Consider the following 13,663-nt stretch of genomic DNA (forward strand, 5'->3'; position numbering starts at 1 on the left):
GGCGGATGCATGGCGGGATGCGTCGGCGGCAGCGCTGCCGTGTCAGTCCTGCACCACACGGGCGTGCAGCGGCTGCAGCGGACGGTTGTTGTCATGCTCGTGCATCGCTGCGCGGAAGCGCTCGATCTGCGCCTTGGAAACCTCGACCGGCTGCTTGAGCACGATCCAGGTCACCCCCTCGCTGCACGGCGGTGTGGTCAGTGAGCCGGCGTAAGTGTAATAGGCCAGATCTGCCGGCAGCAGCGCATGCGGGTCCACCGGCGAAGCATCGGCAGGGTCGAGGTGCTGGCCGCTGTTATCCGGCATGTAGCGCCACCAGGATTCGAGCGTGGCGTTGGCCGCGCCTTCGACGAACATCACGCCGATGACTGCCAGCTTGCCATTGGCATCGCGGTGTACGAAATGCGCTTCCGCCGGGAAGGGCACTCCGTTGATGTGGTGCTCGCTCGGCGCGTGAAAATGCACCTGCAGCAGCTTGAGCCCGCGCTCACCGAGCTGCAGCTCGCTGCCGTTGTCGATCGTGTACTGCACCGTGTGGCCGTTGTTGACGGCGTGGATCGCCGCCGCCTGGTACTTCAGCGTCAGCGGCGTCAGTTCCTTGTCGTCGGTCGCGCGGACGTCGATCGGCGACTGCTGCTGACCAAGCTTGCAGCTGGTGTATTCGGCGCTGAGATCGCCCCAGTGCTCAGGCCCCTCTTCCCCGCTGTACCCCCAGTGCACGGCGTGCCCATCGCCGGCGTGTGTGGGCAGCCAGGCACTGGCGCCGAGCAGCGCCGCCAGCAACAGATTCCGCGGGGACAACTTCAGCTTCATCGGATCCATCTCCAGACCTCGTCTCGTTCGGTTTCGTGACCGATTTCTTGATGCACGCCATGTCCGCAAGAACGGCGCGCGGCAGACGAAATGAAGCCCGCGCGGTCCCCACGGCCGGCGTGCGTGTGGACACCTCGCCGGTATGGGCGGCAAGGTGTCGCGGTTTTATCAGAAAAAATTACAGGCGTTGATAAATCTGACACTTGTTTAAGGCTGCAGCTCGGGCCGCTTCCAGCCGATCAGGTAGGGATCGAGCAGCCACCAGCGCCCGCCGTGCTCGATCAGCTCGATGCGACGGGCGTGGTCAGCGGGCCAGGGCTGATTGAGGTAGTTCTGCTCGGCCACCTCGACGCCATCCGCGAGCCGGCGCGTGACGATGGCGACATGACCGGTACGCAGATAGTCACGACCGTAGACCAGCAGGTCACCGACCTCGGGCGCGCTGTCGGCGCCGTTGAGGAACGCGCGCAGCGGAAACTCGGCGCCATCGGCAACGCGCTGCACCGAGTCGATCCGCGTCCAGATATCGGCGGCGACGTCGACATCGCCGAACACCACGCCGTGACGCGCCAGCAGCCAGCGGCGGGCGTATTCGACGCACTGCCACTGGATGCCGGTGTAGGTGCCGTCGAGGCGATTCGGCCGCGGCAGCACGCAGCGCGCGCTGCAATTGGAATAGGCCTCGACGCCGGCCGGCGAGCGACCGAGCACGCTGCCAAACGTGGCGACGCAGTCGGTGCGGCAGGCCGGCGGCAGCGCACTCTCCTCGGCCGACAATGGCGCACCGGCCAGGCTGGCAAGCAGCGCGAACAGAATGACGCGGGCAGTGGGCATCGGGCGGTCTCCGGCAGGACGTTCGCCGGCAGCCTACGGGCTGGGCCGGCGAGCGTCACCCAGGATCACAGCCCGGTGTGTGCGGCGATGAAGCGTTTGATCTGCTCGGCGTCGGCATCCATCACCTCGAAGCGCTGCGGCAGCGTTTCGAGATCGGCGTAGCCCTGCGGGCGCGGCGGCTTGCGGCCGAGCGCCTCGACGAGGGTTTCCTCGAACTTCGCCGGCAGCGCCGTTTCCAGCACGATCATCGGCACGCCGGCTTCGCGCTGCTCCAGCGCGACCTTGAGTCCGTCGGCGGTATGGGTGTCGATGATGACGCCGTACTGGGCCTCGGTGGTGCGGATGGTATCCAGGCGATCGGCATGCGTGCTGCGCCCGGAGACAAAGCCATAACGCGTGCCGACTTCAGCAAACAACGGCGTGCCGGCCAGGCTGAAGCTGCCCTCGCGCTCAAGCTGCTGCCACAGCGCGCGCACCTGCGCGGCGTCGCGCCCGCACAGATCGAAGATGAAGCGCTCGAAATTCGAGGCCTTGGAAATGTCCATCGACGGACTCGACGTGTGGAAGGTCTCGGCCGAGGCGCGCACACGGTAGACACCCGTGCGGAAAAACTCGTCGAGCACGTCGTTTTCGTTGGTCGCCAGCACCAGACGGCGGATCGGCAGCCCCATCTGCCGGGCGATGTGGCCGGCGCAGATATTGCCGAAATTGCCGCTCGGCACAGCGAAGGAGACGACCTCATCATCACTGCGCGTCGCCGCGAAATAGCCGCGGAAGTAGTAGACGACCTGGGCGACGACGCGCGCCCAGTTGATCGAATTGACGGTGCCGATCTTCTGCCGCGCCTTGAAGGCGTGGTCATTGGACACCGCTTTGACGATGTCCTGACAGTCGTCGAACACGCCGCGGACGGCCAGGTTGAAGATATTCGGGTCCTGCAGACTGAACATCTGCGCGGTCTGGAAAGCGCTCATCTTGCCGTACGGCGAGAGCATGAACACGCGAATGCCGTGCTTGCCGCGCATCGCGTACTCGGCGCTCGAACCGGTATCGCCGCTGGTCGCGCCGAGGATGTTGAGCTCCTGGCCGGCGCGCGTCAGCACGTACTCGAACAGATTGCCGAGCAGCTGCATCGCCATATCCTTGAACGCCAGCGTCGGGCCGTTGGACAGTTCGAGGATGTGCAGGCCGGGTTCGAGCGTCTTCAGCGGCGTGATCGCCGGCGTGCGGTAGACCTGCTCGGTGTAGGTGCGCGCGGTGATCGCCCGCAGGTCTGCGGGCGGGATGTCGGTGGCAAACTTGCGGATGATCTCGAAGGCCAGCTCTGCGTAGGGCAGCCCGCGCCAGGCGGCCAGCTCGGCCTTCGTCACCTGCGGATACTGCTGCGGCAGGTAGAGCCCGCCATCCGGCGCCAGGCCGGCGAGCAGGATCTCGGAGAAGGACTTGGGCGTCGCATCGCCCCGGGTGCTGAGGTACTGCATTCGCGGGATTCCTGCGCAGGGTCAACGTGGAGGACGCGCGATTATACGCGGGCCTCCCGACCCCGTCCCGCGCCGCCTCAGTCCCAGCCGCCGGCGCTGCGCCCGAGCTCGTAGTAGCCGCCGCTGAAGAACAGCAGCGGCTCGCCGTCCTCGCGGTCGAGCGCCTCGACACGGCCGATCAGCAGCAGGTGATCGCCGCCGGGCACGGTCTGCTCCAGCCGGCACTGCAGGCGCGCCAGGCAGCCGTCGATCAGCGGCGCGCCACCGAGGCCGGGCTGCCAGACGACGCCGGCGAATTTGTCATCGCCCGAGGCGGCGAAGCGGTTCGACAGGGCTTTCTGCTCAAGCTTGAGGACGTTGACCGTGAAATGGCCATTGGCCTCGAAGGCGGCGCAGCTCGGTGTGTGCCTGTTGATGCTCCACAGCACCAGCGGCGGATCGAGCGACAGCGACGCGAAGGAATTGATGGTGAGGCCAACCGGTCGACCGGCGGTATCGACGGTCGCGGCGATCGCCACCCCAGTGGCGAACTGTCCGAGCGTGCGGCGCAGGGTCAGACTGTCGAAAGCGGTCATCGGCAGGGTTCCAGACGGCCCATCCCGGGCCGGATCGTAAAAGGCGGAGGCAGGCCAGCCCCCGGAGAACAAGATTATGCATGCTACCCGGCCGTCGACCTTTCGACCACCGCCGGCGACGCCGGCAGGCAAGCCGGTGACTCATGCTCCGCCCCCTGCTCACGCAAGCAGGCGAGAAAAGCCTCGCGCGCCGCGTGGCGTCCGGCGTCCTCACGCCAGATCAGCAGTGTATCGACCTGCGCCAGCGCCGCCGGCAGCGGATGCACCGCGATCGTTCCCAGTCGCCGCGCCGGCTCGACCACGCTCGCCGGCAGCAGCGACACGCCCATGCCGGCCGCCACACAGCCGATGATCGCCTCGAACGAGCCGAAGCCGCTGATGCGCAGCGGCGCGATGCCGGCCTGCGCCACCCATTGCTCAAGCCGGCGCCGATAGCCGCAGCCGGGCCGGAACGCCAGCAGGTGCGCTCGCGGCAGATCGTGCGGCGTGCGCACCGGCGCCACGTCAGCCGCAGTGATCAGCACCAGCGTCTCGGTGAACACGCGCTCGCTGCACAGCTGCGCGTGTTCCTGCGGGGCGCTGACCAGCGCGCAGTCGAGACGATAGGCCAGCACCTCGGCGACGAGCTGATCGCTCGGTCCGGTATCGAGCTGCAGCTCGACCTGCGGATGGCGGCGATGGAACCCCGCCAGCGCCTGCGGCAGACGCGCCGCCGCCGCCGTTTCCATCGCGCCGATCAGCAGGGGGCCGTGCGGCGTCTGGTCGACACGCACCGCCTGTTGGGCAGCCTGCGCCAGGCCGAGCAGCTGGCCGGCATAGCCGAGCAGCGTGCGCCCGGCGGGCGTGATCTGCAGGCGGCGGTTGGCCCGGTGAAACAGCGGCGTGCCGAGGGAGTCTTCGAGCTGACGCAGACGCGCGGTGACGTTCGACTGCACGTAATGCAGGCGCCGCGCCGCCGCGCTGACGCTGCCCTCCTCGGCCACGGTCTTGAAGATGCGCAGGGATTGCAGGTCCATGAAGACTCCATCCATCATTTTTAGTGATATGTTTACCGCATAATCTTTCATTATTCACGATGCGTGAATCCCTCTAGGCTATCGGCTCCCTCCCGCCTGCGAGCCGAGGTCCGCCATGTCCACCGCCCGCCTCCCCGCCGAATGGCGCTATCTGCTCGCCGGTGCCGCCGGCACCGCGATCACCATGGGCGTCGGCCGCTTCGCCTACACGCCGCTGCTGCCGCTGATGCAGCACGATCACGGGCTCGATGCCGTTGCTGGCAGCTGGCTCGCCGCCAGTCACTTCGGCGGTTACCTCGCCGGGGCACTGCTCGCCGCCTTGTGGCTGCCGGCCCGACGGCGCGCCGCAGCGTTCATCGGCGGCCTGGTCGCCAGTGTGCTCAGCAGCGCCGGCATGGGCCTGAGTGAAACCTTCACCAGCTGGATGCTGCTGCGCTTCGTCTCCGGACTCGGTGCCGCCGCCGCGATGGTGCTCGGCGGCGCGCTGGTGCTGGAGCGGCTGCCGGCCACGCAGCGCGCCTTCGGTTCCGGCCTGCTCTACGGCGGCATGGCGCTCGGCATCGTCGGCTCGACGCTGGCCATCAACGGCCTCGCCGCCGGCGGCTGGCATGCGCCGGCGATCTGGCTGGCCTGCGCCGCGGCCTGCACGCCACTGCTGTGGTGCGCGCGCCCGCTGCTCGAAGCGCCACCGAGCTCGGTCGCCGAAGCCCGCACCGCGCTCGAAGCCCGGCCGCTGCATCTGGGCTGGCTGCTGCTCGCCTACGCCTGCGCCGGTTACGGCTACAGCACCAGTGCCACCTTTCTGCCGCTGATCGTGCGCGGGCTCGGCGTCGGTCCGCAGATCAGCGCCTGGGTCTGGCTGCTGGTCGGCCTCGCCGCGCTGCCGGCGAGCTTCGCCTGGGGCTGGATCGCCGCCCGCTGCGGCAGCCGCCGTGCGCTGGACTTCGCCTATCTGGTGCAGGCCGCCGGCGTCGGCCTGCCGCTGCTGCTGCCCAATGCCACCGGGGCGCTGCTCAGCGGTGCGCTGTTCGGGGCGAGCTTCATCGCCGTGGTCGCGCTGGCGCTGGCGATCGCCCGCGAAGCCGAACCGACGCGCGCCAGCCGCGTCATCGGCCTGATGACGTCGGCCTACGGCCTGACGCAGATCCTCGGACCGCTGGTCTCGGCACGGCTGATCGGGCCGCACGACAATTTCAGCTGGCCGCTGGTGCTGGCCAGCGCCTCCCTGCTGCTCGGCTTTGCCCTGCTGCGCCTCGCCTACCGCCGCCCGCCGCTGCGACTGCTGACGGAGTCCGCCTGATGCCCATCCGCCTCGAACACCTGCTGAGCGGACGCATCGGCGTGCTCGCCGAGGCCGGCCACCGCAGTGCGATTTTCAAGACCGCGGTCGACGGCCCCTGCCGGCTGGAACGCGAAGGCCTCGCCGGCGATCAGCAGGCCGACCGCCGCTGGCACGGCGGCCCCGAGCGTGCGCTGCTGCACTACCCGGCCGAGCATTACGCCACCTGGCGGGCCGAACTGCCGGCCTTCAGCGCGGACTTCGTCGTCGGCGCCTTCGGCGAGAACCTGTCGACCCATGGCCTGAGCGAAGACACGGTGTACATCGGCCAGCGCTTTCGCCTCGGCAGTGCGCTGATCGAGGTCAGCCAGCCGCGCCGCCCGTGCTGGAAGCTCGACCATCGCTTCGACCGCCCCGGTTTTTCCCGCACGGTGGAGGCCACCCGCCGCAGCGGCTGGCTGTACCGCGTACTCGAAACCGGCAGCGTCCGCGCCGGTGACGAGTTCATCGCGGCCGGCGATACGCCCGGTGCACCGAGCGTGCGCGAGGTCTGGGATGCCTGGCTGCGCACGCCGCCCGATCCACGCCTTGATGCGTTCATGGCGGCCACGCCGACACTGGCCGCGGTCTGGCGCCAGGCGTTTGCCCAGCGGCGCCATTGACCCCAATCGGGTCTTATCGGTCGTTCGCTTTTGTTGCGGCGAAACAAAAATGAACTCTCATTTACAACAAGAGGTCATACTACGTCGTAACAGGCCCCCGGGCCGCCTGACGGAGACCTACGATGAAGACTCTTTCTGCACTGACCCTGTGCGCCACGCTGCTCGCACCGCTGCCGGTTCTGGCCGGCTCGACGACGGATGCCATCATCGGTGGCGGCATCGGTGGCGCAGCGGGTGCCGCCATCGGCAACGAGATCGGCGGACGTAACGGCGCCATCATCGGTGGCGCCATCGGCGCGGCCACCGGCACCGCCATCACCACCCAGCCCGAGCGCCGCCGCACTGAAACACGCGTCGTCGAGGAACGTCGTTACTACGTCGAAGAACCGCGCCGCCCCGGCCCGCCGCCGTGGGCTCCGGCACATGGCCGTCGCGCCCACGGCTGGTAACACCCCGGCGGCTTCGCCGGAGCGAAACCCTCACTGCAGCAGCACCTTGCGCATCGCGTAGCGCGTCAGTTCGACACCGGCCCGGCTGACGCGCTGCATCGCCTCGACCTCAAAGCCCTGACGCTCGAAAAACCCCCGCGCCACCTGGCTCGCCTCGGTTGACAGCGCCTCTGCCCCGAACCCGCGCAGCGCCGCTTCACACTGCCGGTACAGCGCAGCAGCAACGCCGGTGCCGGCCTCAGACGGCGCAACGAACAGCAGATCGATGTGGCCATCTGCAGAAAAACCGATGAAACCGGCGATGCAACCATCGCGCTCGGCCACATACACATGCAGCTCTGCCAGCCGCGCCCTCCAGGCCGCGACATCCGCCGCCATTGGCGCCCATGCCTGTCGCTGCTCGTTGCTGTAATACGCCGCGCCCAGCACGTGCACCGAGCTCGTGAACACATCGATCAGCGCTGGCAGATCAGCGGCTCGATACGCACGTAACAGCATCCGGACTCTCCTCAGCCAAAACAGCGCATCACCCGGACTGCAAAGTCATCCGCATCACGCAAACGATCGCCAAAGGCATCAGCCGCGCCCTGTGCCGGCCATCACATCCCGCCCCGATAGGCCCGCACGAGAATAGACGGGCTCACCATGGCGGGTCGTGCGGGGCCCCGTAAGGGGCGGCCGGTTCGCAGAGCACTGGTTTCTTCCCCCCCGCACGCCCCGCCGCCATCCCCGCACAGCCATACCTCACAGGCGATCTCCCACAGCGGAGAGGCGGCCCCATGCCCGTCGCTTGCGCAGACGCTACATCCTCGGAAACACCCGCAAATGGCGCCTGCAGCCTCCAGCAACGTCAGCGCTGATCGAAACGTCCCCGCGTTTTCAATAGCACCAGCCATTAAAACAGCACTCGCCCGGCCGTATCCGCCGGGCATGTGTTGTCGTAATTCATTCTCGGTTTGGCCAACGCTTGAAACGACTAAATACAAGACGGGCAGGCCGGGCAGCAGCCGTCTTAATCCCTTCTCAATCAGGTCAACGCTTTAAACTGTAATTGAAAGAATAATTATAGATAGATACATGACGTCTTAATCCCTTCTCAATCAGGTCAACGCTTTAAACTCACCCCCCTCAAAAAACCTTTTCCACTCAAGCACCTGCAGAGGGGGTTGCCAAGTTTTCGCGGAGGTCGGGGAGTTAACTGCATCGGTGTCACCTCGGGCATGGGCAGTGGGGTCAGTTTAGGCGTGGTGGGCGGTGGCGTCATCTGGCGGATGGGCGGCGCGGGCGATGTCCGGCGGGGCCGAGGCGCAGCAGGTTGTGGCCGTTGCGCAGCAACAGGATGTCCTCGGGGAAGATCTGCCGGCCAAGGACGGCGACCTCACCGCGCTCGGGCAGCGGGTAGGCGCGGATATCGTCTTCGCGGGCATCGATGATGTCGTCGAGCTCACGCAGCAGCACGTCGAGTTCGAGTTCGCTGAAATCGCCGACGAACACGGAATACTGCACGCGGGCGGCGGCGCGCGTCAGGCAGCGGGCGACTTGTGCGAGGCGTCGCGGGTCGGCGATGTCGTAGCAGATCAGGTAGAGGCTGCGGGCGCGCTTCATGTCAGTTCGACCAGCCAGTTATAGAGCCGTGTGTGCAGCAGGCGGGCAAGACGGCGCAGGCGCGGTACGCGCGCCTCGAACAGCTGCACCAGCTGCCGCTCGTCGACGGCACCCGCGGCCGCCGCACCGTGCTGCAAGCGCTCGATCACCGGCAATTGCAGGTCCCAGGCCAGCAGTCGGGTGAAATCGGCAATCGGCTGCAGGCGCTCGCCGAAACTGTGCAGATGCGGAGCATCCAGGCCGACGGCAGCCAGCTCTTCGGCCACCAGCGCAGCCAGCCAGCCATACAGATGTTGCTCGCCCCAGCGGCAGACAGCGGCGCTGGCATAGCGCCGCTTGATCGTTTCCAGGTTACGACTCAGCGCCAGCTCATGGGCGCGACTTGGGTCGAGACCGATGCGCCGGCACAGGGCACGACGGGCATGGCTTTCCATGCCGCGGCACCAGTCCACGTAGCGGCCGCGCCAGTCCGGGCGTTCGAGCAGATCGCGCAGGCGGTGAAACAGGCTCTCGCGGCTGCCGCAATCACCGAACAGGTAGGCGCGCACGCCGCCGTCACGATCGAGAAACGTCACGCTGATGCCGTGCTCGGCGCAGGCCAGCAGTGCCGCGGTGCTCCATTCACCGGCACCGCTGAGGACGACGCGCGACAGCCGCGTCAGCGGGAACAGTTGATCGGCGTGCGCCGGGCGCAGCACACGCAGTGCCGGGCCGTCGAGGCGCACGGCGAGGCCGTGACTGCCCTGCAGGTACAGCGGGCGCAGGCCGCTCATGCCTCGTCGTCCGTGGCGCTGGCCAGTTGCGGGGCATGCGCGGTGCACAGCCGCGCCAGAGCATGCGTCTGCCGGCGCAGCCAGCGCCGCGGCAGCGGCGCCCAGCACTCCCATTCGGCGAAGAACACGCCGCGTCCCTGCTTGCCGAGCAGGCAGGCACCCTTGTCCTGGTTGAAGGCCTCAGCGCGCAGCAGCCGCTCGCGAAACAGCCCGTGTACCCAAGCATCGGCGTGCGGGCGCAGCGGCTCGATCAGATCGCAGGCCAGCGACTCCCGCCCCCAGGCCGGTGCGTGCAGGCAGCCGAGCAGCGGGTCGAGGCCGGCCATCTGCACAGCGCGCACGGCCTCGCTGTGCAGCAGGGTGTAGGCGAGCGACAGGCAGGCATTGACCGGATCGCGCGGCGGCCGGCGATTACGCCCGTTGAAGCCGAGCGCTGCGGCGAACAGGCATTGCAGGCCGGCGAAATACGCCGCGGCCGCCGCCCCCTCGCCACCGCGCAGCGCATCGAGATCGCCGGCCTGCGCGATGCCCGCACTCAGCGCCTGCAGCCGTTCGAGCGCGCGGCTCAGGACCAGACGCTGATCCGTGCGCACTTGCCGGGCGCGTTCGAGCACCCGCTGCTGCGCCGCCAGTTTGCCGCTGACCCAGGTGCGGGCCAGTTGCAGACTGGCCTCGGCATCGCAGACCAGGCGGTACTGACCGAGCCGGCGGCGGGCGTCGCTGTGCGCCGGCGCGGCGAGCTGGGCGAAGCGCCGAGCGTGGCGGCCACTGAGGCAGACCAGACCGCTGCCCTGTTCGGCAAGGGCGGCGAGCAGGCTGGTATCGAGCTGGGCCTGACCGTGCACGACGATGCGCTCGACCAGCTGCAGCGGCAGCGTGCGCGCCTCGGCGCCCGGTTCGCGGATGCACAGGCGACCGGCCGCGGCACTGAGCGCCACGCCTTTGCGATCGATATACAAAGTGCCCATCGTCGCGCCTCCGTTCAGCCGACGTAGAAGAAATCCGGGTCGATCGCCGCAGCGGCGCGCCCGAGCGTGCGCGTGCGCTCCCCCTGACCGGCACGCAGTGGCAGCAGCAGGAAGCGATCCGTGTCGTCGTCCAGCAACGTGCGCATGTCACCGAGCAGCCGCCGGCGTTCGTCGGCATCGAGGAAGCACTCGAACACCGATTTCTGCCCGCCGCTGGCGTAGCGCTTGAGCAGCAGCAGCGCCTCATGCAAGCGCTGCGCGTCGCTGATGTCGTAGGCGGCGATGTACAGATCGCGGCGGCTCATGGCGGTGTCGCCTTCAGAACGGCAGCGTGTCGCGCGGGGTCTGCGGCCACAGCAGCGCCGCCGCTGCGCCGAGGTGGTCGCGCAGGCTGTCGAGCTGCCGCCGGGCCTGCTGCCCACGCCGCAGCTCGTCGCGCAGCGCACCCAGCACCTCGCGGCTGATCGATGCAGGCCGGCCATCATCCGCCTGCCTGCAGAGCGCTTCGAGCAACGCCGGCAGGGCGTCGTAGCGCTGCAGGCCGTCAGCGGCCGGCTCGTCGTCCGCGGCCTCAAACACGGCTTCGATGCAGAGGCCGTCCGCCGTTTCGCGCCAGCCAAAAGCCATCGTCCACATGTTGCAGCTCCCGCGTGTTCCAATAGCGGACAGCATGCCCGCCACGGATCGAGGTGGCGGCAACGGCTAGCTTGCGAGGACGGTTCACGATGCCGTTCAGTCCGTTATGTCGAGACGGTATCCGCCTCGTCCTGAAACAGCGTCTGTGCCACGAAATCGATGAACACCCGCAGTCGCAGCGACAGCAGGCGGTTGCAAGGCCAGAGCATGCTGAACTGGCCGGCATCGGCGAGATAATCGTCGAGCACACGGCCCAGTCGGCCGTCGGCCACGGCATCGCGCGCAGAAAGTCCGGCATGCAGGCAATGCCCAGGCCGGCGATCGCGGCGCTGCGCAGGGCTTCCATGTTGTTGCAGGTCAGTGGCGACGGGCCGCGCAACGGGTCGACGCCGGCCGCATCACGCAGCGGCCAGCGCTGCAGCTGCTCCGAATGCGGCCAGCGAAAACGCAGGCAATCATGCTGCTGCAGCTCACCCGGCACTTGCGGTGTACCGCGCCGCTGCAGATACGCCGGTGCAGCACAGAGCAGGCTGTGAAATGCGCTGAGCCGACGCGATTTCAGGCTCGAATCGCTCAGCTCGCCGCTGCGGATGACAGCATCCACGCCGTCTTCGAGCAGATCGACGAGGCGGTCGTTGCAGTCGAGATCCAGCTCGATTTCAGGATAACGCCGGCGAAATTCGGGAATGACCGGCAGCAGAAAACGGTAGCCGATGGTCGGCACACTGATGCGCAGCCGACCGCGCGGTGAGCGCGGCGTCTGCGCCAGCATCGCTTCGGCCTCGCGCAGTTCATCGAGAATGTGCCGGCAGCGCGCGTAGAACGCCGGCGATCGGCCATGCCCTCGGGCGGCAGTGCGGCAGCACTCACCTGGATCACCAACGCCTTCATGCTCAGTTTCGGCAGCACCCTGATGGCCGCCGGAACGCTGGCTGATCGCTTAGGTCGCAAACGGGGGTTCGTCTTCGGCATCGGCCTGTTCAGCGCGGTATCGCTGCTGCTCGGGCTGGCGCCCTCCATGGCTCGCCACCGGCGATCTCAACAGCGCAGCCCGACTGCTGCCGCAGCTGTCGCGCACAACGCTGGAACAGAGTTCCGCGACCGGCATCCAGCGCCTCAGCTATGTGCTGATCGCCGCGACTCTCGCCTCCGCCGGTACTCTCGCCTCCGTCGGTACTGTCTTCATCCTGCTGCGGCAGTGGCCAGCCGCCACTTGGACAGTCGAGCAGCCGCTCACTCAGCAGGTGGCGTCCAGCCCCTGCGTACCCAGGTTCGACAAACAAAAAACCCTGCCGGCAAGGGCAGGGTTTTTTGTTTATTCAGTTGGCGGAGAGGGTGGGATTCGAACCCACGTGGGGCTATTAACCCCCATCCGATTTCGAGTCGGCGCCGTTATGGCCACTTCGGTACCTCTCCGTCGAGGCGCGCGACTATACAAGGATCGGTGTCGTTCGCCAAGCCTTGCTCGCCGCCATCCCGTGCTTTTCCACGTCGGGCGCGAAAAAACGCCCGCAGCACAGCGGCGCTGTCATCTCGCAGCAGGCCTTGCTCAACGACGCAGCGGTGGTTCAGGCGCGGGTCGCGCATCAGGTCGAACACGCTGCCACCGGCGCCGGTACGCGGATCCGCGGCAGCGAAGACGACGCGCGCGACACGGGCATGGACCAGTGCACCGGCGCACATCGGACAGGGCTCCAGCGTGACGTAGAGCGTGCTGCCGGGCAGACGGTAATTGCCAACCGTGCCTGCGGCGGCGCGCAGGGCGAGCATTTCGGCGTGGGCACTGGGATCGACGCAGCCGATCGGCGCATTCGCCCCCTCGCCGAGCAGCGCACCGTCACGCACCAGCACCGCGCCGACCGGCACTTCCCCGGCAGCTTCGGCACGCTGCGCCAGCACGAGCGCGTGACGCATCCAGCGCTCATCGTCGACACTGAACGCAGCGGCGACATCCCCGGCCCTGACCGACGCTGCGCTCACGCCGGCTCCCACATGAAGTAGGACCGGGTCTTCACGGCTTCGCGCAGCAGTTCGAGCAGCGGCGCGGCGCGGACCAGCAGTCCAGGACCGACCTCGGCAACCTCCCGGCCCTCCTCCGCGGCCTGCTCAGCCTGTGCCTCATTCACCCGCACGGCATCCGCCTCGCTGTCGCGCAAGGCTTCGAGCGCCTGCTCCAGGCAGGACAAGGCATGCGGAACGTCCTCTGCCATCAAAGCGCCTTTCGGTGCCCCGCTGGTATCCATCAGCTTCAACAGTTCGTGCGCCGCACTTTCGAACATCATGATGCTGCCGGTGTTCTCGCCATGGAATCGAATCAGCATGAACAACCCTCCCTTCAGGGCCAGCTCGCACCACCGCTCAGCCGGCCTGTCTCGACCTGTTTTCAGAATACTGACTGAGCAGCACCACGCCACCACAGCTTCAAGACAGGCTGCAGCCCCAGGCAAACGGCAGCGGAGTTTTATAGAGGTTTTACAGAACACCTGAAAAGACAAGAGCCAAACCAGTCAAGTGACTGATTTGGCTCTTTTTTTGGTCGGGGCGAGAGGATTCGAACCTCCGACCACCTGCA

General features: G+C 67.5%; 17 protein-coding genes, 1 tRNA gene and 1 pseudogene. 4 read left to right on the plus strand and 15 right to left on the minus strand.

The window, feature by feature from the left end; translation table 11 throughout:
* Positions 1-42: 42 nt before the first annotated feature.
* The 5 genes from C7443_RS02275 to C7443_RS02295 form a co-directional block, all read right to left on the minus strand.
* The gene (locus C7443_RS02275; RefSeq protein WP_110016948.1) at positions 43-813 is read right to left on the minus strand and encodes a carbonic anhydrase; all 771 of its coding nucleotides are present in this window, start codon (positions 811-813) and stop codon (positions 43-45) included.
* Positions 814-1,020: 207 nt separating this feature from the next.
* Complete coding sequence (locus tag C7443_RS02280; RefSeq protein ID WP_110016949.1) at positions 1,021-1,647, minus strand: CHAP domain-containing protein; 627 nt, start codon at positions 1,645-1,647, stop codon at positions 1,021-1,023.
* A gap of 65 nt (positions 1,648-1,712) precedes the next feature.
* Positions 1,713-3,128: a threonine synthase gene (gene thrC, locus C7443_RS02285; RefSeq protein WP_110016950.1), complete on the minus strand. Its 1,416-nt coding sequence runs from the start codon at positions 3,126-3,128 to the stop codon at positions 1,713-1,715.
* 77 nt (positions 3,129-3,205) lie between these two features.
* Positions 3,206-3,703, minus strand: coding sequence for a flavin reductase family protein (locus tag C7443_RS02290; protein WP_110016951.1), 498 nt, complete (start codon positions 3,701-3,703; stop codon positions 3,206-3,208).
* Between the two features lie 83 nt (positions 3,704-3,786).
* Complete coding sequence (locus C7443_RS02295) at positions 3,787-4,719, minus strand: LysR family transcriptional regulator (RefSeq protein WP_110016952.1); 933 nt, start codon at positions 4,717-4,719, stop codon at positions 3,787-3,789.
* Between the two features lie 115 nt (positions 4,720-4,834).
* On the opposite strand from C7443_RS02295, the gene C7443_RS02300 reads away from it, so the two are divergent.
* From C7443_RS02300 to C7443_RS02310, 3 genes are all read left to right on the plus strand, one after another.
* On the plus strand, positions 4,835-6,019 hold the full coding sequence (locus tag C7443_RS02300) for a YbfB/YjiJ family MFS transporter (protein WP_110016953.1): 1,185 nt from the start codon (positions 4,835-4,837) through the stop codon (positions 6,017-6,019).
* On the plus strand, positions 6,019-6,660 hold the full coding sequence (locus tag C7443_RS02305) for an MOSC domain-containing protein (protein WP_110016954.1): 642 nt from the start codon (positions 6,019-6,021) through the stop codon (positions 6,658-6,660). The genes C7443_RS02300 and C7443_RS02305 overlap by 1 nt, the downstream gene beginning before the upstream one ends.
* Before the next feature lie 122 nt (positions 6,661-6,782).
* Positions 6,783-7,109, plus strand: coding sequence for a glycine zipper domain-containing protein (locus tag C7443_RS02310; RefSeq protein ID WP_110016955.1), 327 nt, complete (start codon positions 6,783-6,785; stop codon positions 7,107-7,109).
* Between the two features lie 30 nt (positions 7,110-7,139).
* On the opposite strand, the gene C7443_RS02315 is transcribed toward C7443_RS02310, so the two are convergent.
* From C7443_RS02315 to C7443_RS02345, 7 genes are all read right to left on the minus strand, one after another.
* Positions 7,140-7,544, minus strand: coding sequence for a GNAT family N-acetyltransferase (locus C7443_RS02315; protein WP_170123455.1), 405 nt, complete (start codon positions 7,542-7,544; stop codon positions 7,140-7,142).
* Positions 7,545-8,369: 825 nt separating this feature from the next.
* Positions 8,370-8,714, minus strand: a complete 345-nt coding sequence (gene cas2, locus C7443_RS02320) for a CRISPR-associated endonuclease Cas2 (protein ID WP_110016957.1) — start codon at positions 8,712-8,714, stop codon at positions 8,370-8,372.
* Positions 8,711-9,487, minus strand: coding sequence for a CRISPR-associated endonuclease Cas1 (locus C7443_RS02325; RefSeq protein WP_170123456.1), 777 nt, complete (start codon positions 9,485-9,487; stop codon positions 8,711-8,713). The genes cas2 and C7443_RS02325 overlap by 4 nt, the downstream gene beginning before the upstream one ends.
* Positions 9,484-10,455 (minus strand): CRISPR-associated endonuclease Cas1, encoded by a 972-nt coding sequence (gene cas1, locus C7443_RS02330; RefSeq protein ID WP_110016959.1) that lies wholly within the window; start codon positions 10,453-10,455, stop codon positions 9,484-9,486. Before cas1 ends, C7443_RS02325 begins: the two co-directional genes overlap by 4 nt.
* Positions 10,456-10,469: 14 nt before the next feature.
* On the minus strand, positions 10,470-10,760 hold the full coding sequence (locus C7443_RS02335) for a CRISPR-associated endonuclease Cas2 (protein ID WP_110016960.1): 291 nt from the start codon (positions 10,758-10,760) through the stop codon (positions 10,470-10,472).
* A gap of 13 nt (positions 10,761-10,773) precedes the next feature.
* Positions 10,774-11,034, minus strand: a complete 261-nt coding sequence (locus C7443_RS02340) for a hypothetical protein (protein WP_246004505.1) — start codon at positions 11,032-11,034, stop codon at positions 10,774-10,776.
* Positions 11,027-11,863, minus strand: a complete 837-nt coding sequence (locus C7443_RS02345) for a LysR substrate-binding domain-containing protein (protein WP_246004506.1) — start codon at positions 11,861-11,863, stop codon at positions 11,027-11,029. Before C7443_RS02345 ends, C7443_RS02340 begins: the two co-directional genes overlap by 8 nt.
* Here C7443_RS02345 and C7443_RS20330 point away from each other — a divergent pair.
* A pseudogene (locus C7443_RS20330) lies at positions 11,839-12,112 on the plus strand (MFS transporter); the annotation flags it as partial. The gene C7443_RS02345 and the pseudogene C7443_RS20330 overlap by 25 nt on opposite strands.
* A gap of 303 nt (positions 12,113-12,415) precedes the next feature.
* Here C7443_RS20330 and C7443_RS02355 read toward each other — a convergent pair.
* From C7443_RS02355 to C7443_RS02365, 3 genes are all read right to left on the minus strand, one after another.
* Positions 12,416-12,507, minus strand: a tRNA-Ser gene (locus C7443_RS02355).
* Positions 12,484-13,071: a tRNA adenosine(34) deaminase TadA gene (gene tadA / locus C7443_RS02360; RefSeq protein ID WP_281279371.1), complete on the minus strand. Its 588-nt coding sequence runs from the start codon at positions 13,069-13,071 to the stop codon at positions 12,484-12,486. Before tadA ends, C7443_RS02355 begins: the two co-directional genes overlap by 24 nt.
* Positions 13,068-13,412: a DUF1840 domain-containing protein gene (locus C7443_RS02365; RefSeq protein WP_110016963.1), complete on the minus strand. Its 345-nt coding sequence runs from the start codon at positions 13,410-13,412 to the stop codon at positions 13,068-13,070. Before C7443_RS02365 ends, tadA begins: the two co-directional genes overlap by 4 nt.
* Between the last annotated feature and the right edge of the window lie 251 nt (positions 13,413-13,663).

It is taken from the genome of Plasticicumulans acidivorans (genome assembly GCF_003182095.1).
Classification (GTDB): Bacteria; Pseudomonadota; Gammaproteobacteria; order Competibacterales; family Competibacteraceae; genus Plasticicumulans; species Plasticicumulans acidivorans.

Bases quoted from the DNA above. Each gene is read 5' to 3' on its own strand.
- C7443_RS02335 (WP_110016960.1), bottom strand. From the start codon at position 10,760: ATGAGCCGCCGCGATCTGTACATCGCCGCCTACGACATCAGCGACGCG.
- C7443_RS02295 (WP_110016952.1), bottom strand. From the start codon at position 4,719: ATGGACCTGCAATCCCTGCGCATCTTCAAGACCGTGGCCGAGGAGGGC.
- C7443_RS02310 (WP_110016955.1), top strand. From the start codon at position 6,783: ATGAAGACTCTTTCTGCACTGACCCTGTGCGCCACGCTGCTCGCACCG.
- C7443_RS02345 (WP_246004506.1), bottom strand. From the start codon at position 11,863: ATGCTGGCGCAGACGCCGCGCTCACCGCGCGGTCGGCTGCGCATCAGT.
- thrC (WP_110016950.1), bottom strand. From the start codon at position 3,128: ATGCAGTACCTCAGCACCCGGGGCGATGCGACGCCCAAGTCCTTCTCC.
- cas2 (WP_110016957.1), bottom strand. From the start codon at position 8,714: ATGAAGCGCGCCCGCAGCCTCTACCTGATCTGCTACGACATCGCCGAC.
- cas1 (WP_110016959.1), bottom strand. From the start codon at position 10,455: ATGGGCACTTTGTATATCGATCGCAAAGGCGTGGCGCTCAGTGCCGCG.
- C7443_RS02305 (WP_110016954.1), top strand. From the start codon at position 6,019: ATGCCCATCCGCCTCGAACACCTGCTGAGCGGACGCATCGGCGTGCTC.
- C7443_RS02365 (WP_110016963.1), bottom strand. From the start codon at position 13,412: ATGCTGATTCGATTCCATGGCGAGAACACCGGCAGCATCATGATGTTC.
- C7443_RS02300 (WP_110016953.1), top strand. From the start codon at position 4,835: ATGTCCACCGCCCGCCTCCCCGCCGAATGGCGCTATCTGCTCGCCGGT.
- C7443_RS02290 (WP_110016951.1), bottom strand. From the start codon at position 3,703: ATGACCGCTTTCGACAGTCTGACCCTGCGCCGCACGCTCGGACAGTTC.
- C7443_RS02325 (WP_170123456.1), bottom strand. From the start codon at position 9,487: ATGAGCGGCCTGCGCCCGCTGTACCTGCAGGGCAGTCACGGCCTCGCC.
- C7443_RS02275 (WP_110016948.1), bottom strand. From the start codon at position 813: ATGAAGCTGAAGTTGTCCCCGCGGAATCTGTTGCTGGCGGCGCTGCTC.
- C7443_RS02280 (WP_110016949.1), bottom strand. From the start codon at position 1,647: ATGCCCACTGCCCGCGTCATTCTGTTCGCGCTGCTTGCCAGCCTGGCC.